Here is a 24961-nt window from a genome sequence, read left to right as displayed (position 1 = left end):
ACCAAGGGGGTCTGGAATAATGAGCAAAAAGACGATGGCCATTCTTCTGTCATGGACGCTGGTTCTCGCCGTAATTTTATCCGGATGTAACAGTTCAAGTTCGGATGAAGAGGGTGAAACAGGCAGCAACGGCACAGATGGGAAAGTAACCCTCAAATTCATGCACCTCTGGCCGGCAGGCAGCTCCGCACAGCAAAACAAATTGGTCAACGATATCATCAAGCAGTATCAAACGGATCATCCGAATGTAACCATTAAGCAGGAAGTGCTGGAGAATGAACAATACAAGAACAAATTGAAAATCCTGTCTGCATCCAATGAACTTCCCGATGTTGGTGTAACTTGGGCTGCTGGTTTTCTGGAGCCTTATGTGAAGGGGAACCTGTTCGCACCGGTCGATGATCTGCTGAGCGACTCGTTGGGCGAGAAATTCATAGCCGGAACAACAGAAGCTTATGCCATAGACGACAAAACATATGCGCTACCAATCGAGTTAAATATCTCCCCCATTTATTATAACAAAGCCATTTTTGCGAAATATAACTTGCAGCCGCCAGCAACGTACGATGAATTCCTGAGCGTGCTGAAGACACTGACCGAGAACGGTGAGGTTCCGATCGCACTGGGCAATAAAGACCGCTGGACTGGCTCACTCTGGTATATGTATCTGGCAAATCGGTTAGGTGGAGATGCACTGGAAAAGGCAATCAATGGCTCCGGCAAGTTTGACGATCCTGCTCTGACTCAAGCTGCTGCCGAGGTACAAAAGCTGGTGGACATGAATGCCTTCAACAAAGGTTTCAACGGGTTGTCCAACGATGAGGGCAAATCCGAATTCATGAACGAAAAGGCTGCCATGTATCTGATGGGTACGTGGGAACTGCCAAACTTCACGACTAACCCGGACATCCCACAGGAATTCAAAGACAAGATCGGATTTTTCAAATTCCCAACGATGGAAGATGGCAAGAGCGATATTAACAGCTGGGTAGGTGGTCCAGGCGTAGGGCTGTTCGTGGCCCAGAATTCCAAAGTGAAGGAAGAAGCGCAGAAGTTCGTGCAATACTTTGTGGAAAAATGGGGCGAGAGTTCGGTGACTGAGGCAGGCGTCATCCCGGCAACCAAAGTGGATACGGCTGCAGTACAGTTGCCACAGCTCTACATCGACCTGCTGAACGAATTGAATCAGGCCAGCAGCCTTACGCTCTTTGCAGACGTGCAGATGAAACCGGCAGCCGCTCAGGCACATCTGGATATGATTCAGGCGTTGTTTGGCGAAGCGGTTACACCGGAGGATTTTGTGAAGAATCATCAGGCTGCGATTGATAAAGGCAATTGACGTACACACGTTTGAACGCTTGAAGGGAGGATAATGTGATGGACAAAGTCATGTCCAACCGTCTCGTTGCTGCGTTGTACGTGCTTCCTGCACTGCTTCTGCTGCTGGTCTTGGTGTACATCCCAATCGTGCTCACCGGGTATTATGGGTTGATGCAATGGGACGGGATCGGTGCAATGACCTTTATTGGATTGGATAATTACGCCAGACTGCTTCAGGACGGAACATTTTGGCAGAGTGCGAACCATACTTTTTTGCTTGCTTTGTTCTCTGCGCTGAGTCTGATCGGTTATCTGATGATTGCTTTGGTGCTGTCAGGCAAGATCAAGGGTGCCAATCTGTTCCGCAAAATATATTTGATCCCGATGCTGCTGTCTTCGGTCGCGATCGCTCAGTTATGGCTGAAGATCTATCATCCCAGCAATGGTGTGCTGAACACCTTTCTGGAAGCGATCGGCTTCAGCAATCCGCCAGCTTGGCTGGCGGAGCCATCCCTGGTGCTGTATGCACTGTTCGTACCGATCCTATGGCAGTATGCAGGCTTCTATATTTTGATCTATTATGCGGCCCTCAAAAATATTCCGGAATCTCTGGTGGAAGCAGCCCGGATTGATGGGGCAAGCCCTTGGCAGATCGCTTTTCGAATCAAGTTGCCGCTAATTACTGAAGTCATCAAGGTGACTGTGGTACTGGCTGTGGTAGGCTCACTCAAGTATTTTGATCTCATCTACGTGATGACCGATGGCGGACCAAATGGCTCCAGCGAAGTGATGGCCTCCTATATGTATCGTCAGGCGTTCCGTAGCTTCGACTTTGGTTACGGCAGTGCTGTAGGGTTCTTCCTGCTCTTGATCTGTCTGCTTGTTACCTGGCTGCTTCGTAAAGCGACGGCATCCAAAGATACGATCCAGTATTCCTGACGCTAGTTCGTGTCTGAAAACTCGCTGAAGTGCATCTTTTACCGCCTTTTCTCCCCCTGCTGCGTCACTTTCCCTTGACGTGCCCGGGCACGCCTGCGGAAAATTTCCTTGCTTGGAACGAAAATTCGGCAAAATCTGCCACCTTCGGAGTTTCCAGACACGCCCTAGTGAAATGAAAGGAGGTCCATCCCGGTGAAGACGGATACGGCCGTTAGATTGTCAACTTACCCGGGGACAAGCCGAGGTTCGGCATGGTTAAGGAGATTCGGATATATTCTGCTGTATTTCCTCTTGTCCCTGGTAGCTTTGCTGCAAATTTTACCCTTGGTATGGCTGCTGTTGTTCTCGCTTAAAAATAATCAGGAAGTATTCGACATGGCGCCTTTTTCCCTTCCTGCTACCCCGCGTTGGGAAAACTATGTCAAGGTATGGACAGAGGGAAATATCAGCTTGTACTTCTTCAACAGTGTATGGATTACCGTGGTCTCGGTGGTGGTCACCGTGCTGTTTGCCAGTCTGGTGACCTTTGCCATTACACGTATGCGCTGGAAGGGTCGTTCGCTGGTGCTGGGGCTATTCATGGTGGGTCTGATGATCCCTGTACACTCCACGTTGATCCCGCTGTTCAGCTTGTTCCTGAAGCTTCATCTCACAGATCATCCTTTGTCAGTCATCTTGTCTTATATTGCCTTTAATATGCCAATTACCATTATGATTCTACTCGGATTCTACTACGCGCTTCCCCGGGAAGTGGAAGAAGCCGCAGTGATGGATGGCTGCTCCGTGCATCGAATTTTCTTTCGGATTATCTTGCCGATGACAGCTTCGGTTATCTCCACAACGGCAATCATCAACATGATCTATAACTGGAATGAGTTCATCTTTGTTAATACGTTCATCAGTACGGATTCATACAAGACCCTGACCGTTGGGGTACAGAACTTTATCGGTCAATATACAACGGATTGGGGAGCCATTGGTGCCACGCTGATGATCAGCATTATGCCGATTCTGATTGCTTTTCTCATCCTGAGTAATCGAATCGTGGAGGGCATTGCTGCGGGTTCAGTTAAAGGTTAAAAGGTTGAGCGTCGAAGGTCCTTTCATCACTTGCTTAAAAGCGAGTGGGGAGGGGCCTTTTTTGTCTTCTAAAACCTTGGATAGTCGTACGGAAAAGGGACTAGATGAAAATGCTGAAAATACCTATTTATGGAATTACAAAAAACTTTCAACTTTTTTCGCAAAACTACTGCATTTTCAAACCACCTGTGCTAACATACCCTAAGAATTAAAGCCCACATGGGAAAGGTGAGAAAATGACAGCAATATCCTCAACCAAAGAGTCCCTTCGTTCTGATGCCAAGGATCTGAATCTGATTCGACTGACATGGCCTATTTTCCTGGAACTCTTCTTATTTATGTTGATGGGGAGCGTGGATACGCTCATGCTCAGCTCGGTATCCGATAATGCGGTCTCCGGCGTTGGAGCAGCCAATCAGATTATTTCTATCGCTATCCTTGTATTGGAAGTCATTGGACATGGTGCTGCGATTGTAGTAGCACAATATATTGGATCCAAAAAGTTAAGTGAAGCAGCACAAGTGACAGGTAATGCGATTACGCTGAACCTTATCGTAGGTCTGGTCCTGAGCGGAATCTTTCTTCTGTTCGGAGGACATTTGTTATCACTCTTGAATATTCAAGGCGAAATTTATGATTTTGCCCGTTCGTATATAAATATCGTCGGTGGCGGGATCTTCCTCCAGGCACTCATTAATGCGCTGGCTGCGACGATTCGTACACATGGTTACACCAAAGAAACAATGTACGTCGCTGTATTCATGAACGTGATTCACGTTGTTGGTAACTATGCATTGATCTTTGGTCACTTCGGCCTGCCGAAGCTTGGGGTGGAAGGTGCAGCCATCTCTACGGTAGGGAGTCGGTTTATCTGCCTGCTGATCTTCTTCTGGTTGTTGTATCGTGTGAGCGAGGTGCGGGTGGATTTCGAATACTACATTAAGTTGTCCAAGAAATTCATTGGCAAAATTCTGCGGATTGGCATTCCGTCTGCGATGGAATCCATGGTATATCATTCTTGCCAGCTCGTGTTCACGCTGTATGTGACCTATCTTGGCGCAGAAGCTATGGCAACCAAGCAGTATGCGGGTAACATCTCCAGCTATATTTACTTGTTCAGCATGGCGATTGGTATGGGGACATCGATCATTGTAGGTCGGCTTGTGGGTGCGCGACGCAAAGATGATGCGTACAAACGTGTTTTTGACAGTGTAAAATGGGCGCTTCTGGCCACAGTCATCATTGATGTAATCATCATTTTTTTCCGTGTGCCGCTGATGAGCATCTTTACGGATAATCCGGAAATTATCAAGCTGGGGGCTCAAGTGATTCTACTCAGTCTTTTGCTCGAAACCGGGCGTACCTGCAATATTGTGATCATTGGTTCCCTGCGTGCGGCAGGGGATGCGAAGTTCCCGGTATACATGGGTCTGATCTCCATGGTCTGCATGAGTCTGCCACTGGGGTACCTGCTCATATTCCAGCTTCATCTGGGGCTTGCTGGTGTGTGGCTTGCCATTGCGGCGGATGAGTGGACCCGTGCGGTCATTATGTTCTTCCGCTGGAAGAGCAGAGCTTGGGAGAAACATGAACTGGTGGAGCATGATGACGAAGAGGTTGGCGCACAGCCGGTACCGGCTGTCTGATTGTTGAGTTTTCGTATAGAGTCGGTCAAGGGGCAATGTTGTCCCTGGATCGGCTCTTTTTTTGTTTTTGTGAGGCGTATATATGCCCTTGTAACCAACGCTTAGTTACACCAACTCCGATGAGAGAATAATTCTCCAATTACGGTTATCTCGATATGTAGCAGAAATGATCAAAACGCCTTATGCTGAAGCACGTATAGTAAGGATATGGAAGGGGGCTTTACCTCAGTTGAGCCGTTACCGTGCAATGATTCAGCAAAGTTTGTTTTATATTGAGACTCATCTGCATGAGCAGATTGGGCTGGAAGAAGTGGCATCCGAGGCGTTGTTGTCGCCATATCACTACCATCGAATTTTCCGTAATGAGGTGGGCATGACCGTGGTGGATTATATACGCAATCGCCGGATGAGTCTGGCGTCCACGACCCTCCGATCGACGGATGCGGGTATTTTGGACATCGCGCTGGCATGTGGCTTTGAGAGTCAGGAAGCCTTCACCCGTGCATTCCGCAAATTATATGGCATGCCACCAGGACGTTTTCGCAAATTGTTCGATCTGAAATTATTCGAAGGAAGAACCAGAGGAGGAGAAGTACAGATGAATCAGACGTCAACAATTCCAGGTTGGATGTTAACGGGAAGTCATCCGCAAAATTATGAGATGGGCATTGACCCTGCCGAAGTGCATCAGGGGAAAGCTTCAGGATATTTGAAAGCAGTTACGCCGATGGAGCCTAACGAATTTGCAACGATGATGCAACAGTTCAGAGCGGACAAGTATGTAGGCAAGCGGATGAAATTATCGGGATTTGTGAAGACCGAGCGTGTGGACGCGTTCTGCGGATTATGGATGCGTGTGGATAATAATGTCCATGATGTACTTCAATTCGATAACATGCATGATCGGCCGATTACGGGTACGCAGCCATGGAACCAGTATAGTATTGTGCTTGATGTGCCGGAGGGCAGCGCGGTCATTTCGTTCGGGGTTATTTTGAACGGTAAAGGAAAAGTGTGGGTTGACAGCTTCCGCTTCGAGGAGGTTGATCTGAACACACCGCTGACACATATGGAGACAGAGTATGAGATGTCGGATGAGCCGCTGAATCTGTCATTTGAGGAGTAAATGCTGAGGTGATCAAGAAGTTGTTGCCTAAACCGTAACATGAATCGGAATCTATAGACCAAGGGCTGATCCAATCGCGGGTTGGCTCTTTTTGTTGCCTTTGGGGTATAAAGAAAGTAAAGCGAAGTCCAAGCCGAGAGGATATGCACCTTTCATACAAATTGCAACTCATCCATAGCCATTTAACATAGACCTTGCTAACATAGACCCATAAACGAACTCATGACATAGATAAAGAGGATGAATCCCATGAATAAAAAAGTACTCGTGGTAGATGACGAATCAAGCATCGTCAGTGCCATTGCTTACGCGCTGCGGCGCGAAGGATATGAAGTAGATACTGCGAGTGACGGTGAAGAGGCCTTGGTTAAGGTCGCATCGTTTCACCCACAGGTCATGATTCTGGACGTGATGATGCCAAGGCTTGATGGATACGGCGTATGCCGCAGGCTGGAGGACCGCGAGGATATCGGCATTATTTTGCTGACTGTCAAAAATGATATCGTGGACAAAATCGTTGGCCTGGAAATGGGGGCCGATGATTACATGACCAAACCATTCGAGATCCGTGAACTGCTCGCAAGGGTGAAGGCGCTCATGCGCCGTGTCGAGAAAAGCAGTCCACCACCGGATGATTCAAAGAATCAGGCCATCGTGAATGGCACACTGCGTATTCATGTTGCTCACCGCACGGTGACCGTGAATGAGGAAAAGCTGGATCTGACACCAAAAGAGTTCGATCTGCTGACCATTCTCATGTCCAATCCTGAGCGGGTGTACACAAGAGATGATCTGCTGGATCGGGTCTGGGGCATGGAATATGCAGGTGGCACACGGACCGTGGACATTCACATTCAGCGTTTGCGCAAAAAAATCGGAGATACGGATCAGCAAAAATTGCAGACCGTATATGGGATCGGCTACAAAGCATCTGCACCTGAACCAGGCGGGGCCATATGAGAGTCAGCATCAAGCTGAAGTTCAGTGTTTTTCTGGCGGCATTGCTTATCCTGACCGTGGTGGTGCTTAGTTCACTGGTCCTGCGCGGTATTGAACGCAATCAGCAGTCACAGATTGAAGGTATTCTATCGCAGCAGACACGGCTGGTGAACCTGAATGTACGACAGTCCTACTACACCGAGTCCGTTCATCTCGATCAGGACATTTTTTTACAGCGAAATGGCCGCAGGCTGGCACAGGAACTGGCCAACTCTACCGGATTGCCAATAGCACTTTATAACATGACAGGTCAGCAGGTGGGAGCATCCTTCGCCTCCGGAGAGAGTGAACTCGTACAGGAAACGCTGGACTATGCGCTGCAAAATAAAATAGCTTATCACGAGCAGGGCGAGACCCTGCTCTACGCTGCACCATTGGACGGTCCGGATGGGCAGATGGGTGCCGTGTGGATACAGTATCCTGTCCAGAGTTACCAAGATTTTTATGCCCGTATCCTTCAACTATTTATGTGGGCAGGGATTGCGGTTGTTGCGCTGAGCTTCATTCTGGGGTATCTGTTCTACAATCGGTTTGCTGTCGCGATTACCCGGCTGAAAAAGTCTGCAGATTCCATTCGCGAAGGGAATTACATTACGGAGTCTCCTTTAAAGCGCAAGGATGAGTTGGGCGAGCTGGGGCAGGGCATCTATTATATGAGTACATCCATTCAGCAAAATATCACAGCCATGCATGCGGAGCAGCAGAAGCTGCAACTGGCGATTGAGAAACTTCAGGCGCTAGAACAGCAGCAGAAACAATATATCGGTAACATTAGCCATGAGTTCAAGACACCGCTGACATCGATCAAAGCTTATGTGGAGCTGCTCGACATGTATAAGGATGATCCGCAACTTCTTGATGATGCGACGAGTAACATTGACAAAGAAACGGAGCGGCTGTACGAGATGGTGGAGAAAGTCTTACATTTATCTGCCTTGGAAAAGTATGACTTCGAGAACCAGGCCGAAGATGTAGAGGTCAGTGCTCTACTGGAGGATGCCTGTGGCCGGATGCGTGGGAAAGCGGAGAAGTTTGCGCTGAACATGGAACTGGATCTTGAACCGGCGGTGATCCGTAGCGACCGGGAGAGTCTTATGCATATTTTCATCAACATGCTGGATAATGCCATCAAATATAACATTCCGGATGGTGTGATCCGGGTGAAGAATGAACTACGGATGCAGGAGCGTCAAGCGATCATTCGCATCTACAACTCGGGTACGCCGATTCCGGCAGAGGCGCGGGAGAAGATTTTTGAACCCTTTTACACCGTAAACAAAGACAGAGCCAGAAAAACCGGTGGAACCGGACTGGGGTTATCTCTCGTGAAGCAGTTTGTTGAAAAACAGGGCGGTACAATCACCCTGCTGCCGGGCAATCCAGAAGCTGGGGAAGGTGTGACGTTCCAGCTCATGTTCCCTTTGGCTGATTCAAGTTTACAAGTTCGAAACAAGTCTGAATAACTTTGGAAGTATGCGATGTGTATGCTTGGTCTATAGCAAGAGAAACCAGGGGGGACCATCATGAATTGGAAACAAGCAGCTTTGGGCACGTTCGGAGCCATTGCCCTGTTAACGACAGCGGCATGCGGGGGAACAACGGAGCCGGGGGGCAACGCACAAGGTGGGAAAACGGGCACCGACATTACAGTAAAAGATAATACCAACACGTCCGTGTACCAGAGCTTTAAGCTGGAGAAAATTGATAAATTGCCGAATATGCGCGGAATTGCATGGCTAAGTGACGACTGGATTGTATCCGACAAGGAGAACAAATCCCTGAAATCCGTTAACGTTGAAGGCCAGGAAAGATATCCGCATAACTTATATATGTATGATCTAACCAAAGGTACAGACACGCCGCTCAAGGAAAGTGAAGTTAGCCTGGGTGCACCGTTGGTGTCACCAGATAGTCAGTACCTGTTCTACCGGGAGCCGGAGGAAAATACGGGAAAAGGCTACTTCCTGAACCTGCATAATGGGGAGACAACCCCTGCTGGCAAGGAGGATGGATTTATCCAAGAGGGCGCATGGCTGGATAATGAACATGTCGTTTTCCCCAATATGAAGGGTGATCTCATCTCAGCAAGTGTGGATGGTACAACAAAGGAACTGGTGGAGACGGGTAATTTCAATGTGCGGAGTATCGAGGTGTCAGGCAATATGCTCTATTATATTACGGGCGAAGATGGCCAGTTGAATGCATACGATGCGAAGACGGGTGACGTGAAACAGGTGCTGAAAAGTGTGGAGTGGGTCATCCCTTCCAATGATGGAGCAAGGCTTGCGATTGTGAAAAGAACAGCGGATACCAAACGGGTGCTGGTGCTCACCGATCTGGAAGGCAATGAGAAGGCTACGCTCGCCAGAGGCACGCAGATTTTCGGCACAAGCTGGTCGGGTGATGATTCCAAGATTGCATACACCATCAATTCCGAGAATGATAATGAGAAAGGGCTGTTTGTCTCCAACACGGAGTCGGCAGAACAGTTCCAGATCTCGGCGGATATGGACAACGCCTCTGACCCGCTCGCCTGGAGTCCGGAAGGCAATAAAATCCTGTTATCGCAGGCCATTTTGGAGAATGAGTCTTATCATTTTGTAACCTCAGTCATTACGATATCACAGTAAATCACTTATTTGAGAACAAGCAAAAAGAGCCTGGGTCATATAAAGTGTACCCTTTGTAAAGGACATTTTGAAAAAAACTAGGCAACTTGTTGAAGCTGCTGTCTGTATTTTGCAGGCGGCAGCTTTTTCAAATTCCATTGCCCTCGATCATGATTGTAATACGTCATATAACTCTTGATTTCTCGTTTTACTTCTTCGAATGTTTCGCATTCTTTGATATTCGTTTCATCCTTAAAATGCCCAAAGAACGATTCTTGGGGGGCATTATCCCAACAGTTTCCCAGGCGTGACATGGATTGACTTAATCCCATTTTTTTCACCAGAGATTGGAATTGTGGACTCGTATAATGAAAGCCTTGATCGGAATGAATCAACGCATCTTTTGTTATATGGCGGTGCTTCTTCAATTGATGGAGCGTGTTCAGCCCAATTTCTACATGTAACGAAGAAGATACTTCATACGCTAAAATTTCATTCGTCTGTGCGTCTTTAATCGTCGATAAATACGCACGTTTATTTCCTCTGTACGTTAAATATGTGATATCGGTTAATAACACCTTTCCCGCCTCGCCTGGCTTGAAATTGCGCTGTAATTCGTTTGGGCATGTGGGATGCTCTTTCGTTGCTTTTGCCATTCTACGGGCTGGATTAGCTTTTCGAATGGGACAGATGATTTCGAATTTCTTCATGATCCGGCGAATACGCTTCAAGTTGTACGTCATCTTGTATTGATTTTCTAATGTCATTTTAATTTGGCGTGCTCCTTTTTTCCGTCTACGAAAATGATACGCTTTTAAGATCATTTCCTTTACCCTCTTATCTGCTTTGGTTTTAGCTATGCGTTTCTGCGCTGATTTTCCAGAGAAGTAATTGTAATATCCCGAACGGGATACTTCCATGACATCGCATAGATAGCTAACCAACCGCTTCAATTTGTAGGTTTGGATCGTAAGATGAATGAGTTCAAACTTCAGTTCTACTGCAACTTTTATTTCTTTTTCAATATCTGCCTTTCGAGTAGATCGAGCTTTTTTAGCAGTTCATTTTCCGCTCGTAACAATCGATTCTTTGCTTCTAATCGTTCAATCTTTTGCTCTAAAGTTAATTCACGTTCCGATGGGCGACCTGAATTCGTTTTGCGTGTATCCTGTAAGCCTTCTACACCTGCCTCACGATACGAGGAACGCCAACGTTTCCCAGCAGAACGGATACGCTCCAAACCAATACATTCGGCATCGAAGCCAGCTTCTTCAAAAATTTCACGAGGAAGTTTACCTTGTTCATTTTGGGCAATGAAATGGCGCTTAAATGCATCTGTATACGTAATCCCCTTTTCGCTAACAGCGATTACATTTGGATTCCGTTTTAGCTGTTCTTGTTCTTTCTTCGTCAGTAATCTTTTCGTCATAATATCCGCTCCGACATCTTTTTTCATTATTATAAACAAAATACCCTATCAGATGGACTTTTTTCAAAGTGTCCATCTGATAGGGTACATTTTACTTTCGTTCGCAGACGAACAAGCCTCTTTCTTTTCAATTCAAGATTTTCTTTTCATTGCTGGTATAGCCCAAATGACCTCTGATTATCAACTTTGAGTTCACTCTGATAGGCTCTCTTTTTCGCTGTCTACCTTGAGGGGGATAATATCATAGTATTTTTAGGTGATTCTCTTATTTTGAGAGAATTAATGATCCTAAAGAGAGAGTTTTATACTGAATCTATCCTTATATTAATTAATATGGTGTTTTATATTTTTATATGACAAGTTAAACAATAAAATGTAATTATATTGAAAATATTGGCATATGATGATAGATTAAGGGTGTAGCTGTATTTAATTGTATAAAAGCTGCAAAAAAATTACTGGGAGGTAATACTAGTGTTTAACCAAGTTTATGCAACTCCGAAGTTAGTAAAGTTCGGTAAATCCAAGGATCTTATCCAAGGTGATTGTAATTGGGGGGTGGAGAACTTTACAGTGGATAAAACAGGTTATTATGAGTTTCTTCAAAAAAATTGTTTGGAGCGAGCTAATTGTAATTATGAAACTGTTTGCGCAATCAAAGATCCGCCGGATACGTGTGCTAATCATTCTACCTGCTAATGTTTAGTATGGAAGATATATCCTTAATTTAATCTCGTCAATTCATTCATTAAACCTTGTGCGCGGACACCAACCCAGACATTACGAAGAGGGTTATTGAAAAGAGGCGGATAACCTTGGCTAAACTTCATCATTGGCTAGGACAATCTCCTCATACATAATCGCTCACAATAAGTTATCGAACCTATTTTTAAACGAAGTGTTATCTCTGTTGAACTCTTATATACAATTTTTCGTGAAATTCAGGTAGTCCGTTGACATAAGCAAATATGATTATTTGCTTATGTCAACAATACATATTATTGATTGTAAATAAATGATACTTATTGAGGTGAGAGAAATTAGTGAAGATTAATCCATATGTTAGAACTGTTGACGAGGATGGAGAGAAGGTCCTGTTTGATACAAAACGTGGTCTATTCTACGGCATAGATGAGATTGGTGCTGATATTTGGATGGGAATTGAATCTGGCCTTGATATGGATGCTATTTTTACATTAATGCAGCACAAATATGCAGGTGTTTCTAGGCAACAACTATATATAGATATAGAGACATTTATCGCTGAACTCAAACGAAGCAAGCTCATTAAGAAGAGATGAGGTTAAAATGATGAGTAAGTTAGAACTTGCTAAACTCTATATCTCACTAGTTAGAATTGATCTGAGCTTACAGGTAGTCGGATTCGAAACATTGCTTCAAAGATATATGCGACTTTATTCACTAGATTCAGTCAATGTGCAAAAAGTAAAGGAAACTAATTATATTAAAGAAGAAATCAATAAAATGTTGGTAACCATTGATTATGTCTGTACAGTGTACCCACGTTCTGCTCAATGTATGCATCGCTCTTTTCTGGGTTATCAATATTTACGGAAAAAATTTTATTTGCCTGTGGAGTTAGTTGTTGGCGTTCGAAAGATGCCATTCGGTGCTCATGCATGGTTAATGCTTAATGGACAAAATATCAATGAAGATTCTCAGTATACTGATCAATTCCAGATTATTCTTTCGACGGAAGGAGGAACGACGTAGATGCGGTGGTTTGTTGCTGCTATTAATTTAGATGGAGCTACGATCTCCCCTTTTAATGAACATGCACTTGTAGAGAAGATACGCACACCTTATAACAAATTATGTTCTAAGGTGTATTATGAATCAGCAATATATGCACTAGCCATAGAGTCGTCCACGACTGGTATGCCACAGCACATGTATGCAGTGCGTCATCATCAGACTATCATTGGTGATATTCGTTTAGATAATAGAGATGCCCTACTAACGCGACTTACTGATTTCCATACGAGCACAACTAAAAAATTCACTGATCTGGAGCTTGCTCTAGAGCTTATACTATTACATGGGATTAGTATAGTCTATGATTTCGTAGGTGAGTTTACTTTCGTTATTTGGGATGAACGGAAACGCAAGGCAACTGCTGTACGAGATCATATAGGAATGCGAACGTTGTTTTGGACACAACAGCAAAACACCTTATGGATATCCAGTGATCTGTGTCTATTGCGAGATGTCTTTTCTCTTGAACAGATAAATACTGAATATTTAATGGATTTTTATTTATATAATGGTCATATGGATGGGGTAAGTACACCGTATAACAATGTGTATCGCCTACCAAGTGCATCTTGGTTAGAGGCAACTGCTAGCAATGTGAATACACATAAATACTGGAATTTATATGATCGATGTGACAATTTGCAATATCGTAATGCTGATGAGTATGAATCACATTTTCGTGAGTTAATGGTGAATGCTGTAAAACGAAGAATGATATCTCCAGTAAAAAATGCGGTTATGATGAGCGGTGGTCTTGATTCCACATTACTGTATGGCATTGCGAGAACGGAGATGCCCACAGTAAATACAATCCCAGTTAGTGGAGTCTTTGACCGATGGCATGAGTGTGATGAGCGTGAATATATTTATGCTGTACTAGATTATTACAATAGTCGAGATGACATTACCTTTGAAGTTTGTGATGATTACGGAACTTTTAACCAATTTCCCGATGGGTATTTATGGACATATGAACCCACTGTTACAGCAGCTTCTGCAAGTTTTACAGGTGCTCTTATTAGTTGTGCTTCTAACACCGGGGCTAAGCAAATATTTACGGGTTATGGTAGTGATCATTTGCTAACAGGTTCATTTCCAGTTTTAGCTGACATGTTCAGAAGAGGAGATATATCTCTTGCAATTAAAGAAGCATCAAAATTAGCTAGCAGATATAGACTCTCGACTCCAAAGCTACTTGTTAACTACGGTATAGGGCCTTTAATAGGCAGGGGATGGGCTAAAGAACTGCGTAATAACAAACATAACCATTTCATAAAAGAACTTAAGCAAATTCCATCATACAATCAACAAGAATACTACCAGCAGTTTAAAGGTACTACGGCTCATTTGTTTATGGACCGAGTACTAGCTGCAAAATATGGGGTTACTATGCAGCATCCGTTTCTTGATCGCGATTTAATCGAATTTTTATTCCGTGTACCAGGAGAAGTGAGATTTCAAGGTGATATGACTAAGCCATTGTTACGCAAATCAATGGGAAAGTATCTACCTAAACAAATTATTGAACGTAAGAACAAAACGGGGCATCTCCCGCTTACACATGAGGGACTGAAACAAGTATGGAAAGAAGTGATTCATGTAGCATCTAAGGGTAGAATCCAAATGTTAAATATATTACCACATCAAGAATGGTTACAATCGTTATATAAATTTCGACATGGAATGGTAGTGAGAGAAGACATGTGGGTTCTGCTTACACTTGAATTGTGGTTGTATAAATTGGAAGAGCAAATAGGACTAGATCTAGTACATTAAAAATATAAACTAAAGCATCAGGAGGATGAGTAGGTGGCGGTAGCAATTTCAATCGTAGTAACGGGCCTGTGCTCCGTTCTGTTATATGTTGCTCTACTTCATAAGGTAAGGGAACATCATCGATATGTGGTGGGCTTGCCGTCAGTAGATGATATTCAGACAAAGTTAAAAAATGGATTTCGTGGGTTTGTGTTTTGTTTGGACGTGGTTGGTTATCCTCATTGTTCAAAATGGATTGAGCCTCTGAAGCAAATGATTGAACAACAAGGATTAGAATTGTTAGTATTCGACGGACAGATTATATTTAGTGAGCAGATGGAGATTGCTCAAATATTAAAAATTAAAAAGTTCCCTTGTGTCATAGCAGTCAATACGTATGATCAATATAAAGAACAAATGTTTATTTATCAAATGCATATTGATCAGGATATTACTGCTATTCAACAGTTTATATCGAATAAGTTGGGTGTGATAGCATCGTGATTATTAGTATTATGATTTGGATGGTATCATTTGTAATAGCTGCTTTATACTACAAAAGCTCTGTCCAAAAATTACGTACACCGTATACATTCAGTTATATCGTAAGTGAATATCAATTAAGCACGTACCACATGCCACTAGCTATAGCAACAAAATTGGCACCATTACTGATTGTCGTTGAATTATTGACAGCAGTGTGGGTTTTATTACCATGGACGCGGATTTATGGTTTCGCTTTAGGCGCAAGCTTGCAGTTGATTTTTATTATATTAATGTCTGCTAACATAGGAAGAAGTTTTCCTTATGGATGCGGTTGTTTTAAGATGAATGCTCCAAGCGTAATTACAGTTCGGCATGTGTGGGGGAATTTTGTATTGTGTATTGTGCAGGTAGCTGTAGTTTTATGGTTACTTGCTGTAGGATGAAAGATTTTGATATGCGAGGTGCCAGCCAAGATTGGAGGTAGCCTTCATCCCGATGTAAAGCTCCTGAAGTTATTCCTTTGGAATCTGACATTTTAATGAGCCAATCCGCTCCCAATTGATTATTAGTTCACCAAGGAAGCTAGTAAGGTTATGTAAGGAGGTCAATGATGAAACGCTCTACTTTTGGGATTGCAATGAGAATGTTATTTGCTAAGAAACAGCGACTCATTCTAACTTGTATCGGGATTGGTGTTAGTTTCGGTCTGATTATCGCTATAGGTTCGTTGTACATTTCTATGGAGCATTCTGTTCAAAAGACTATAGATAAGAAATATGGTACGTTTGATCTAATGGTTGGATACAGTCCGACAAATGGTACGAGTGAAAAAAAATTACTCGAAAAAGAGGAGATCCACAAATTAAGGAATCTTGATGGTGTCATTGATTCAGGGATAGCCATCATATTTCCAGAACTTGCAACAGATAGATATGATTATGAAGCTAGAAACAAGGATGCTATTAACTATGCTGCAATTGAGTCTAACGAGTTAACACAGAATTTCTATGGGTTTACCACGACTTTAAATCCTGATGAGATGGTGATTACCGAAGAAGTAGCAAAACGTTGGGAAGTAAAGCAGGGAGACTCGAAGGAATTCTCCATGAATAATGACATCGTTCTTAGAAAGACTGTGGCTGAGATTATTCCTGAGTACACATCAGGTTCAGCAGTGATTCTCAATATAGATGCCATTCGCGAAGCATATTCATTAGGAGAGGTTGCCAATACCGTATATCTTGATTTAGCAGACGGCATATCCGATAAGGCTATTGAGGCAACTATTCGATCAGAAATCGATCCAGATATGGATATATCTCTTCAGTCACAAGATAATGGTGTAATAAAGCAACGTATAATGTTTAGAGTTATTTCTATCGGATTAGGGAGCATACTACTTCTAGTCAGTATATTGTTCTTATCTAGTAGCTTTAAACTAATGTTGCTCGGGCGAATAAGGGAATTATCCACATTTCGGATGGTTGGAGCTAGTCGGCGAGTCATCTATAAAATGGTCATGATGGAAGCGGCAGTGTTAAATGTGTTTGGTATTGTGCTCGGTGTTGGTATAGGTATTGTATTCTGCAGTATATCAACTAAATTTATTGACTCGATGATGGGGTTTCCCCTGAATAATTTAGCAATAGACCTGCGATTAATCGCAAGTATTGCTGTGCTCGGATGGTTGACTTTGACGTTGTCTGTTATGAGAATTGCCGTGACTGCGGCTGCTGATGCTCCACTTGTTGCCGTTCGACATAGCGAACAACAGGGATTAAGCAGATTAAATGCCTGGTGTGCAGGAATTCTGTTTGTCATCGGATGTCTAATTTTAGTTCTTGCCTGGCTGGGTATTATCGGTAGTAATGTGCGTTTGCTCTTTACGCTTATAGGTGGGCTATTGGCAGCGGGAGGATGTATTCTTGGTACAGGATATCTGATTCCTATCGTTTCTTCCATTAGTGGTTGGTTCTTTCGTAAGTTAGCAATTGCTGAAGCTTATTATGCAGTGAAGCAATTCGTAGCATTACGCAGGCAAAATTCGTTCATTGTTATGTTATTAGCGAGTATCGTGACTGCCTTCATTGCTATTCCAACTTTTATAGAAAATTTCAACCGTGCAAATGAGGAACAAGTCATGCGTGAGCACATTACGCCGATCGTGATTGAGAAGAAACGTGATGTGATGTCTTCTAGCGTAGTAAAGAAAGTGCGTCAAGTAAAAGGCGTTGACCAGGCGCTGCCCATGGGATCATTCCATGCTGTACTACTCGGAGATATGGATTACGAGCGAGCGGATCAGAACTGGTTGAAGCGTAACAGCAATTCTCCCGAGTATTTTAAAAAAGGCACACCCTTATATAACACGTATGGTTATCAGTGGCTGGGAGTTGCACAGACGGATTTGAAGCTGATGCGGCAGATGGGTTTACTGAAAGTAGATTATAAAGAATTATCATCGGGGATAGTCATACAGCCGGAGTATGCTAGGCATATGGGAATAGGCTTAGGAGATACAGTATTTTTGCAAAGAACTAGACTAGGTGAAAGGTTAGAACAATATGAGTTGCCCGTAAGCGGAGTGACAGAGCTAAACTTTACTACAGAAGAAACGCTGGGTTTAGTAGATCATCACAATCCAAAGGTATTATGGATTGAAGGCGATAATAACAACAGTTCTAAAGAGATTTCGGCCAGAAAGATCTATGTGCAAGTTAGTGAAGGTACAGATATTACAAGTGTAAGAATTGCGTTACAGAAACTACTAGAAGATGATCCGTTGATCAAGGTTACTGATCTAGATTCGGAGTTATTGCGCATTGCAGAACAGTCCAGAGAGCAATACACCATTTTATGGGCTGTAATGGTTATATTCGTAATTGTGGGCATTGTAGGAATAATGAATACACTTGGTGCAACATTCCATGCACACCGTAGGGAGTACGCTATATTGCGAGCGATTCATCTAACCACGGCGAAGCTAAGATCTGTGATGATTGTGCAAGGCTTATTGTATGCAATTACATCTATTGTTATAGGAATTTTATCCGGGGGTTGGATTATCATTGGATTATTTACTGGAACGGATGAATTCAATGGATGGACGATCAGCTGGTACACTATAGTTTTACCCATTATCGTAGTTGGCGTTATAACGCTTCTTATTTCGTTCTTATATGCTAGACAAATCGGACTGAATTCTATTACTGAGGAATTAAAGGTCGAGTAGTTGGAGGTAGTGTGTATGGATTATTTAGCACTTATTATGCAAATTGCACTTGGCTTGATATTGTTGTTATCAGCGGTATTGAAACTATTATCGCTAGGAAGTCTGCTGGATATTATGAACTTATTAAGGTTAACGCCTAAGAACCTAAATAAGTTGATTGCTGTTTTGCTCGTAGGTGCAGAACTCGCAACGGGTAGCTTGATCTTATTTGGGTACTTGGCTCGTACAGCAGCGATTGTAGGTAGTGTGCTATTTATCGGCTTTATCGGGTTGCATCGGTATGCATTAGCACGAAAGATAGATATGACTTGCGGTTGTCATGGGAAATGGATAAGTACAAGGTTGGGTAAGGCTGGGATTGTGCAGAATAGTATTTATCTTATCTATGCATTGCCAATTATTTTCTGGTCAACACAACCATCATTGTCTCTATTGATCACTACCTCTATTCAACAAGTTATTACCTTGATATTGTTACCTGCTTTCTTGTTACTTGTTCTTAGTATGTGTACAACTGTGTATTCATTTGAGAAGCCAATCAAGTAGTGGGAGCTTAGTGTTGTGTGGACAGTACTGTGGAGACGGAATGGATGGAGGGTATGTTATGTCGATTTGGCAGCAATCAATGTTAGCGCTTTGGCTGGGAATTGTTATATTATTCATTTTGTTTGGCCGGTTATGGAAGTTATCCTATCGAGAATTTTCAGAAGAAGGATTACTACCTGGGTTGGCTATTCCTCCAATAGCTGTTTACTCGCTTACTAATGGTGAGGCGCAGCCGTTTTCTACTGTTTACGAAGCAGAAGAGGAGCGTCATACTATCTTGTTCATTGTTGATTATGGATGCACATTTTGCCGTGAAATGATGACGATTGTACCTAAGATAGCAAAGACATATTCTCATATGCCAATTAAATTGATTATCATGGATAACAATGCAGAACAGGCAGAAATGATGTGGTCTTTAGCAGGACGAGCGCTGCCAGCTGTTAGAGTAATCTCAGATATTGAAGTCGTAAAGAAATGGCGTATACATCGCTTTCCATTTGCTTATGTAATAAATGAAAAAGGAGTCATTGTAGCACGTCAGTCGATTAACAAGGGGAAGGTTGAGCACTTCTTAAATCAGCTTCTAGAGCGAGAGGACAAAATTGTAACGGAGCGTAGCCATTATGAAGTCCAAAGTTAATCGGAAAAAGGTAGATCTAAGAACCTCCCTGCATAATTTATGGAGAATTGTCAGTGTTATGTGGCAAGTAAGACCGTTGGCAGTAACATGTTGGGTAATAATGTTGCTATTAATTTCAGCAATACCTGCAATGCAAATTTGGTTACAGAAAGTATCAATAGATGCCATTAGTACTTCTGTTGCGTATACTGCAAATTTGTTACCTGTATTAGTGCTAGTTGCTTCGATGTACGGACTTAATATTATTAATAGCATTTTATCTGAGACAAGTGAATATTTGTTTAATATTACAAAGGAAGATACGAACTTTCGCCTACAGCGTAGCATCTTGCGTAAATCAGTATGTATTCCCTATCACTATTATGAAAATGCTCGATTTTATGATGAATTAAGTATGGTTTCACAAGCGTTAAGTCGTAGCGGGGCAGAGATTATTCGAAGTGCTTTTACTTCGTTTAGTAACGTTGTTTCCTTAATTACAGTCGTAGTGATGTTGAGCATTGTTCATTGGAGCCTGCCTCTGTTACTCATAAGCTCCACTCTTCCTGGTATTATTATTTTACTAATCGCTAAGAAAAAACGGTATCGTTTAGCGGTTGCGACGACGCAACAAGGCAGGGAGATTGACTATACGTTTCGGCTTATGTTGTCCAAACATGGTGCGAAAGAAATTCGAATATTTCAGTTAGGAGATATATTAATCGAACGGTGGGCTCATTTATTTGTTAATGTTCGTAATAAAGTATTAAAGCAGTATGCTAAAGAAGGAAGAGGACGCATTGTAGGTGTACTCATACTGCAGCTATCTGCATTAGGTGTGGCGATTATGCTTGTGATGCAAATCAATAAGGACGTGTTGACACTAGGTGATTACGTGGCTTTAATGAGTGCAGTTGTGATTGTGCAAGGAACGATGGGAAGTATTGGCGCAAATATAGGTCAAGTGTTGGAAATGAGTTCGTTTATTAATCATTTGTATCAATATTTAGCTCTTCCTGAGGTTTCTAAGTCTTCAGGTGAATTAGAGTTTCCGAAGCACTACGAACAATTAGAAGTGAGTGGATTACATTTCACTTATCCCAATACAGAACTTAAAGTGCTATCGGATATTTCTTTTTCGGTTAAACGCGGAGAGACGATAGCTATTGTTGGAGAGAACGGTGCAGGTAAGACAACACTTATGAACTGTTTACTTGGCTTGTACTCACCATCACAAGGAAATATTTATATAGACAAAGAACCACTGCAAAGTTTCAGTACAGACAGCTATCTTACTCATGTATCGGCAGTTTTTCAACAGTTCGTACAATATAACTATTCCATTCATGATAACGTTGCTTTTGGAGCAATGCATAAGCATTTAAGCCAAGACGAGACGCTAGATGCATTAAAGGCAGTAGGACTAACCGAGATGGTGTATCGTATGTCTGAAGGAATGGGTACACGTCTGGGATCGGAATTTAACGGTGGAGTTGAATTGTCTGGGGGACAGTGGCAACGTATAGCTATTGCACGTGCCGCTATTAGAAATGCTGAAATACTGATTCTTGATGAACCTACATCTGCCCTAGATCCATTAGCAGAACTGGAGATATTTCGAACCTTTCAAAAGTTAGCAGCGGGTAGAACGGCATTCATGGTCTCTCATCGCTTAGGTCCCGCACGTCTGGCAGATCGTATCCTTGTATTGAAGGATGGAGCACTAGTTGAGCAAGGGAATCATGATGAATTGATCGGATTAAATGGTGAATATAAAGCAATGTTCCAGGCACAGGCAGAGTGGTATCAAGAGGACAGCGTTTATGATGTTGTTGGATAAACATTGATATCTTTTGACAAGAGATGCGATGAGGAGGAGGTACTCATGGGGGATTCAATATTAGCAGTAAGAAATCTTACGAAGATTTATGGGCGAGAACAGAATCAAGTCCTGGCGCTAGACCATGTAGACTTGGATTTGGCAGCGGGAGAGATTGTTATGTTAATGGGTCCAAGTGGGTCAGGAAAGACAACACTGTTACAACTCCTAGGCGGGCTCGAACCACCTACTGAAGGAAAGATCAAGGTTAAGGATGGTAAGTGGCAAAATTTCTACCACGAACCAGAAGTCTCTCATTATCGGCGGGATATGATTGGGTTCGTGTTCCAATTCTTTAACCTAATTAGCGCCTTAACAGCAGAAGAGAACGTAGCATTGCCGCTAATTCTGGCAGGGCAACCCAAGAAGAAGGTTACAGCATTAACAGAGGAAATGTTGAACTTAGTAGGGTTGTCTGGGCGAAGTAAGCATCGTCCTGCAGAGTTATCTGGAGGCCAGCAACAGCGGGTTGCTATTGCGCGTGCATTGATTCATAAACCGACTATATTGCTTGCCGATGAGCCAACAGGCAATCTGGACTCTCGTAATTCAGCAGATATACTTGAATTGCTTCTCAGTATGCGTGATAAGCTTGGACAATCAATGCTCATCGTTACTCATGATCCTTATGTCGCTACATATGGTGATCGTGTTGTTCTATTCCGTGATGGACGAATTGTTGATGAGTACGGTGCTGAAGATATTATTGGAGAAAATCGAAGTGAGCGATCAATATACATTATGGAGCGTCTACAAGCAATTAGTAATGAACCACACCGTAAGCAGGTGTAAGTAAATAGAGGCTATATTGTAAGGCAGAAAGTTATATTAATTATTGGACAGGAGGTAACGATGAGCAAGGTTAGTTTCTTTTTCAATACAGTTCGTAGGTTATCTGTTTTTATTGCTGCTATAGTCATAATTAGTTTGTTGTCGTCTTGTTCTACGGACCAAGTCGATGTTAATGAACAGATTAATTCAAGGGTCAAAAATATTCAACAATCCATGGATATTCCAATTTCAGGGGAAATAAACTCTGATTCTAGTCTGTATGATGATGTAATGAATAACGAAGATTTTGAAGGGATTGTTGCTTTAGGAGTTGCTGCGTTACCTGAACTGATGCAGTTGTTAGACCAATCAGAGCAAGAAGTCTTCGTTGAGTACATCTATGCCATAGCTCTTGAACAGATATCGAAAGTGGATCTTAGAAAAGAGAAGGACTGGGATTCCGGAAAAGAATTTCTGAAAAAGTATGCGGTTTATTTAAAAGAAATCCCCAATAAGGTAAAAAGGATAGCTGATGAATCAATCAGCGATAGTAAGAAAATCTATCAATTAAAGGCGTTAGGCACTCCGGCTATTCCATATTTGTTTGAGCTCATTGATAGCGGATATCAGGAATTATCTCCTGCATTTGATTATTTAACAGACAATAAGTCGAAGGGGGATATTCGGAAGTGGGGCATAGAGAATATAGATCAGTTGAATTTACTTATCAATCTTGTTGAACAACAATCCCATTTGAATTCGAGCATTTATTCTCAATACAATAGTAAGTATATTTAAACAGGAAACTGAGAATGAAATAAAATGTTCTTGATCTTCAATTAAGATGCTTAAAGGAATAAGTGTTCCATATCTTTCATCCCTTTCTATACATTTATATTGACTAAGCTATTCCGCTTCCGATAAACTAGAATGCAGGAATAAAAGTCGAATGTCAGGCAGCAGTTCGAGACGATGTTTCGGGCGGCTGTTTATTTTCTTTTTAACAGTAAGGGTGCGACGTAGTCGTCTTGCCGGATGATCCGGCTAATAACAACATGGAATAGGAACAGGTGATATACATGTGTAACAGCGCGTACCGCGTGCTTTTATATTATAAGTTCGTGAAGATTGAAGACCCCGAGACGTTTACACAAGAGCATCTGCAATACTGCAAGGACCTCGGTGTGAAAGGCCGTATTCTGATCGCATCCGAAGGTATTAACGGTACGGTATCCGGAACGCCTGAACAGACGGAACAGTATATGAAAGACATGCTGGCTAATCCGCTGTTCAGCGATATGGTGTTCAAGATTGATGATGTGGAAGAGCATGCGTTCAAAAAAATCTTTGTTCGTCATAAAGCAGAGCTGGTTACGTTCCGCGTAGACGAAGATCTTGATCCGAATGTGATCAGCGGCAAACGCCTTTCTCCGAAAGAGTTCCATGAGCATTTGCAACGGGATGATGTCATCGTTATCGATGGCCGCAATGATTACGAATACGAAATTGGTCACTTCCGCGGCGCCATCCGTCCAGATGTTGAGTCGTTCCGCGAGTTCCCGGAGTGGATTCGCGAGAACCTCGGTGACATGAAGGACAAAACAATTATTACCTATTGCACGGGCGGCATTCGCTGCGAGAAGCTGACTGGTTTCATGATCAATGAAGGATTCCAGGACGTGGCTCAACTGGACGGCGGTATTGTCACGTACGGTAAAGATCCGGAAGTACAAGGCCATCTGTTTGATGGCAAGTGTTACGTGTTTGACGAGCGGATCTCTGTACCGATTAACCGGACAGAAGAGGATATTGTCATTGCCAGCTGTTATCACTGTGGAACGACACATGACCGATATATTAATTGTCCAACCTGCAACCTGCAGCACGTAAGCTGTGAGGATTGCGAAGAGACGCATAACCGCTTTTGCTCGGATGCCTGCCGGGAGGCAGCACCGGTACACGCATAAGCAGGAGAGCAGGTGCTGATCGTGAAGCGCGAAGAGGAACGAACGACGCGTGAACGGATTTTGTTCATGCTGAAGCAGCAAGGTACATTGACCGCGAGGGAAATGACAGCTGATCTGGGTCTGACCGGCATGGCCATTCGCCGTCATCTGACGGCACTGGAGCAGGACGGCTGGATTGAGGTTCGGGAGGCCCGGGCTACGGCCGGACGTCCGTCCTCGGTGTACCAACTGACGGTACGCGGGGACAGCTTTTTCCCAAAATCATATTCGTCCCTTACGCTGGAACTGCTTGAAGAATTGTCTGACTCTGCCGGTAGCGGTGTGGTGGATGCATTGTTCGAGAGTCGCCGGGACAAGCTGCTTCGTAGCGGATTGCCCCAGATGGAGGGCCAAGATCTGGCCGGACGAGTGGAGGAACTCGCGCGAATTCAGAATGCCAACGGATATATGGCGGATGCGTCCAGAGAAGAAGATGGAACCTACGTCATTACGGAAATGAACTGCCCGATTGTACAAGTCGCGAGTGTATACAAGCAGGCTTGCCGCTGTGAACTGGAACTGTTTCGCTCGCTACTTCAAGCTGAGGTGGAGCGTACCGAATGTTACGCCGATGGCGGCAAAAGGTGCAAGTATGAGATTCGCGAAGCATCGGGGAACTAGTATAAATACAAGAGAGATTGTTTCGACGATTCGTCGAGATAGTCTCTCTTTTTGATAATAAATTACGTATATACGCTATTCTGGTATGGGGATGCGTGTTATAATGGAGCTAACATCCA

General features: G+C 43.3%; 23 protein-coding genes. 22 read left to right on the top strand and 1 reads right to left on the bottom strand.

The window, feature by feature from the left end; translation table 11 throughout:
• Positions 1–19: 19 nt before the first annotated feature.
• From F0220_RS28700 to F0220_RS28665, 8 genes are all read left to right on the top strand, one after another.
• Positions 20–1339: an extracellular solute-binding protein gene (locus tag F0220_RS28700; RefSeq protein ID WP_105600344.1), complete on the top strand. Its 1320-nt coding sequence runs from the start codon at positions 20–22 to the stop codon at positions 1337–1339.
• A gap of 38 nt (positions 1340–1377) precedes the next feature.
• Positions 1378–2259 carry a carbohydrate ABC transporter permease gene (locus F0220_RS28695; protein ID WP_036606643.1) on the top strand — a complete coding sequence of 294 codons (882 nt, stop codon included), beginning with the start codon at positions 1378–1380 and terminating at the stop codon, positions 2257–2259.
• 192 nt (positions 2260–2451) lie between these two features.
• The gene (locus F0220_RS28690) at positions 2452–3339 is read left to right on the top strand and encodes a carbohydrate ABC transporter permease (RefSeq protein ID WP_373419796.1); all 888 of its coding nucleotides are present in this window, start codon (positions 2452–2454) and stop codon (positions 3337–3339) included.
• 236 nt (positions 3340–3575) lie between these two features.
• Positions 3576–4985 carry an MATE family efflux transporter gene (locus F0220_RS28685; protein WP_091012600.1) on the top strand — a complete coding sequence of 470 codons (1410 nt, stop codon included), beginning with the start codon at positions 3576–3578 and terminating at the stop codon, positions 4983–4985.
• A 229-nt stretch (positions 4986–5214) separates the two neighbouring features.
• Positions 5215–6111, top strand: coding sequence for a helix-turn-helix transcriptional regulator (locus F0220_RS28680; RefSeq protein ID WP_105600342.1), 897 nt, complete (start codon positions 5215–5217; stop codon positions 6109–6111).
• 249 nt (positions 6112–6360) lie between these two features.
• Entirely contained in the window at positions 6361–7071 is a 711-nt protein-coding gene (locus F0220_RS28675; protein ID WP_076216802.1) for a response regulator transcription factor, read from the top strand.
• Positions 7068–8573: a sensor histidine kinase gene (locus F0220_RS28670; protein WP_105600340.1), complete on the top strand. Its 1506-nt coding sequence runs from the start codon at positions 7068–7070 to the stop codon at positions 8571–8573. The genes F0220_RS28675 and F0220_RS28670 overlap by 4 nt, the downstream gene beginning before the upstream one ends.
• Positions 8574–8633: 60 nt before the next feature.
• Positions 8634–9740, top strand: a complete 1107-nt coding sequence (locus F0220_RS28665) for a hypothetical protein (protein WP_105600338.1) — start codon at positions 8634–8636, stop codon at positions 9738–9740.
• A gap of 77 nt (positions 9741–9817) precedes the next feature.
• Here the strand turns inward: F0220_RS28665 and F0220_RS28660 are convergent.
• Positions 9818–11148 (bottom strand): IS3 family transposase gene (locus F0220_RS28660; RefSeq protein WP_223200018.1). Its coding sequence is split into 2 segments (ribosomal slippage): positions 9818–10767 and positions 10767–11148, totalling 1332 coding nucleotides; the frame shifts between segments, so codons are not numbered across the junction.
• 474 nt (positions 11149–11622) lie between these two features.
• Between F0220_RS28660 and F0220_RS28655 the strand changes: the two genes are divergently transcribed.
• From F0220_RS28655 to F0220_RS28590, 14 genes are all read left to right on the top strand, one after another.
• On the top strand, positions 11623–11847 hold the full coding sequence (locus tag F0220_RS28655) for a hypothetical protein (RefSeq protein ID WP_105600337.1): 225 nt from the start codon (positions 11623–11625) through the stop codon (positions 11845–11847).
• 344 nt (positions 11848–12191) lie between these two features.
• Positions 12192–12449, top strand: coding sequence for a PqqD family protein (locus tag F0220_RS28650; protein WP_105600335.1), 258 nt, complete (start codon positions 12192–12194; stop codon positions 12447–12449).
• Positions 12450–12456: 7 nt separating this feature from the next.
• The gene (locus F0220_RS28645) at positions 12457–12882 is read left to right on the top strand and encodes a lasso peptide biosynthesis B2 protein (RefSeq protein WP_105600334.1); all 426 of its coding nucleotides are present in this window, start codon (positions 12457–12459) and stop codon (positions 12880–12882) included.
• Positions 12883–14700 (top strand): asparagine synthase-related protein, encoded by a 1818-nt coding sequence (locus F0220_RS28640; RefSeq protein WP_105600332.1) that lies wholly within the window; start codon positions 12883–12885, stop codon positions 14698–14700. It abuts the gene before it with no gap.
• Positions 14701–14733: 33 nt separating this feature from the next.
• Entirely contained in the window at positions 14734–15183 is a 450-nt protein-coding gene (locus tag F0220_RS28635; RefSeq protein ID WP_105600331.1) for a hypothetical protein, read from the top strand.
• Between the two features lie 11 nt (positions 15184–15194).
• Entirely contained in the window at positions 15195–15608 is a 414-nt protein-coding gene (locus F0220_RS28630) for a MauE/DoxX family redox-associated membrane protein (protein ID WP_223199806.1), read from the top strand.
• Positions 15609–15772: 164 nt separating this feature from the next.
• Positions 15773–18397: an FtsX-like permease family protein gene (locus F0220_RS28625; protein WP_105600328.1), complete on the top strand. Its 2625-nt coding sequence runs from the start codon at positions 15773–15775 to the stop codon at positions 18395–18397.
• 15 nt (positions 18398–18412) lie between these two features.
• On the top strand, positions 18413–18943 hold the full coding sequence (locus tag F0220_RS28620; RefSeq protein WP_105600326.1) for a MauE/DoxX family redox-associated membrane protein: 531 nt from the start codon (positions 18413–18415) through the stop codon (positions 18941–18943).
• 58 nt (positions 18944–19001) lie between these two features.
• The gene (locus F0220_RS28615; protein ID WP_105600325.1) at positions 19002–19586 is read left to right on the top strand and encodes a TlpA family protein disulfide reductase; all 585 of its coding nucleotides are present in this window, start codon (positions 19002–19004) and stop codon (positions 19584–19586) included.
• Positions 19570–21405 carry an ABC transporter ATP-binding protein gene (locus tag F0220_RS28610; RefSeq protein WP_105600323.1) on the top strand — a complete coding sequence of 612 codons (1836 nt, stop codon included), beginning with the start codon at positions 19570–19572 and terminating at the stop codon, positions 21403–21405. The genes F0220_RS28615 and F0220_RS28610 overlap by 17 nt, the downstream gene beginning before the upstream one ends.
• Positions 21406–21450: 45 nt before the next feature.
• The gene (locus tag F0220_RS28605; protein WP_105600321.1) at positions 21451–22236 is read left to right on the top strand and encodes an ABC transporter ATP-binding protein; all 786 of its coding nucleotides are present in this window, start codon (positions 21451–21453) and stop codon (positions 22234–22236) included.
• Positions 22237–22296: 60 nt separating this feature from the next.
• Positions 22297–23013: a hypothetical protein gene (locus tag F0220_RS28600; RefSeq protein ID WP_105600320.1), complete on the top strand. Its 717-nt coding sequence runs from the start codon at positions 22297–22299 to the stop codon at positions 23011–23013.
• 281 nt (positions 23014–23294) lie between these two features.
• Positions 23295–24182, top strand: coding sequence for an oxygen-dependent tRNA uridine(34) hydroxylase TrhO (locus F0220_RS28595; protein WP_105600318.1), 888 nt, complete (start codon positions 23295–23297; stop codon positions 24180–24182).
• Between the two features lie 12 nt (positions 24183–24194).
• A complete protein-coding gene (locus tag F0220_RS28590; protein WP_084174359.1) occupies positions 24195–24842 on the top strand; it encodes a helix-turn-helix transcriptional regulator in 648 nt (215 codons plus the stop codon).
• The last annotated feature ends 119 nt before the right edge of the window (positions 24843–24961 follow it).

This window comes from Paenibacillus sp. 37, from assembly GCF_008386395.1.
Taxonomy (GTDB): Bacteria; Bacillota; Bacilli; order Paenibacillales; family Paenibacillaceae; genus Paenibacillus; species Paenibacillus amylolyticus_B.
This window is presented reverse-complemented; position numbering and strand designations above follow the sequence as displayed.

What these genes read in the sequence shown, in the direction of transcription:
- F0220_RS28615 (WP_105600325.1), top strand. Translation starts at nt 19,002, where the DNA reads ATGTCGATTTGGCAGCAATCAATGTTAGCGCTTTGGCTGGGAATTGTT.
- F0220_RS28620 (WP_105600326.1), top strand. Translation starts at nt 18,413, where the DNA reads ATGGATTATTTAGCACTTATTATGCAAATTGCACTTGGCTTGATATTG.
- F0220_RS28665 (WP_105600338.1), top strand. Translation starts at nt 8,634, where the DNA reads ATGAATTGGAAACAAGCAGCTTTGGGCACGTTCGGAGCCATTGCCCTG.
- F0220_RS28695 (WP_036606643.1), top strand. Translation starts at nt 1,378, where the DNA reads ATGGACAAAGTCATGTCCAACCGTCTCGTTGCTGCGTTGTACGTGCTT.
- F0220_RS28625 (WP_105600328.1), top strand. Translation starts at nt 15,773, where the DNA reads ATGATGAAACGCTCTACTTTTGGGATTGCAATGAGAATGTTATTTGCT.
- F0220_RS28595 (WP_105600318.1), top strand. Translation starts at nt 23,295, where the DNA reads ATGTGTAACAGCGCGTACCGCGTGCTTTTATATTATAAGTTCGTGAAG.
- F0220_RS28685 (WP_091012600.1), top strand. Translation starts at nt 3,576, where the DNA reads ATGACAGCAATATCCTCAACCAAAGAGTCCCTTCGTTCTGATGCCAAG.
- F0220_RS28645 (WP_105600334.1), top strand. Translation starts at nt 12,457, where the DNA reads ATGATGAGTAAGTTAGAACTTGCTAAACTCTATATCTCACTAGTTAGA.
- F0220_RS28600 (WP_105600320.1), top strand. Translation starts at nt 22,297, where the DNA reads ATGAGCAAGGTTAGTTTCTTTTTCAATACAGTTCGTAGGTTATCTGTT.
- F0220_RS28675 (WP_076216802.1), top strand. Translation starts at nt 6,361, where the DNA reads ATGAATAAAAAAGTACTCGTGGTAGATGACGAATCAAGCATCGTCAGT.
- F0220_RS28610 (WP_105600323.1), top strand. Translation starts at nt 19,570, where the DNA reads ATGAAGTCCAAAGTTAATCGGAAAAAGGTAGATCTAAGAACCTCCCTG.
- F0220_RS28670 (WP_105600340.1), top strand. Translation starts at nt 7,068, where the DNA reads ATGAGAGTCAGCATCAAGCTGAAGTTCAGTGTTTTTCTGGCGGCATTG.
- F0220_RS28605 (WP_105600321.1), top strand. Translation starts at nt 21,451, where the DNA reads ATGGGGGATTCAATATTAGCAGTAAGAAATCTTACGAAGATTTATGGG.
- F0220_RS28630 (WP_223199806.1), top strand. Translation starts at nt 15,195, where the DNA reads ATGATTTGGATGGTATCATTTGTAATAGCTGCTTTATACTACAAAAGC.
- F0220_RS28640 (WP_105600332.1), top strand. Translation starts at nt 12,883, where the DNA reads ATGCGGTGGTTTGTTGCTGCTATTAATTTAGATGGAGCTACGATCTCC.
- F0220_RS28700 (WP_105600344.1), top strand. Translation starts at nt 20, where the DNA reads ATGAGCAAAAAGACGATGGCCATTCTTCTGTCATGGACGCTGGTTCTC.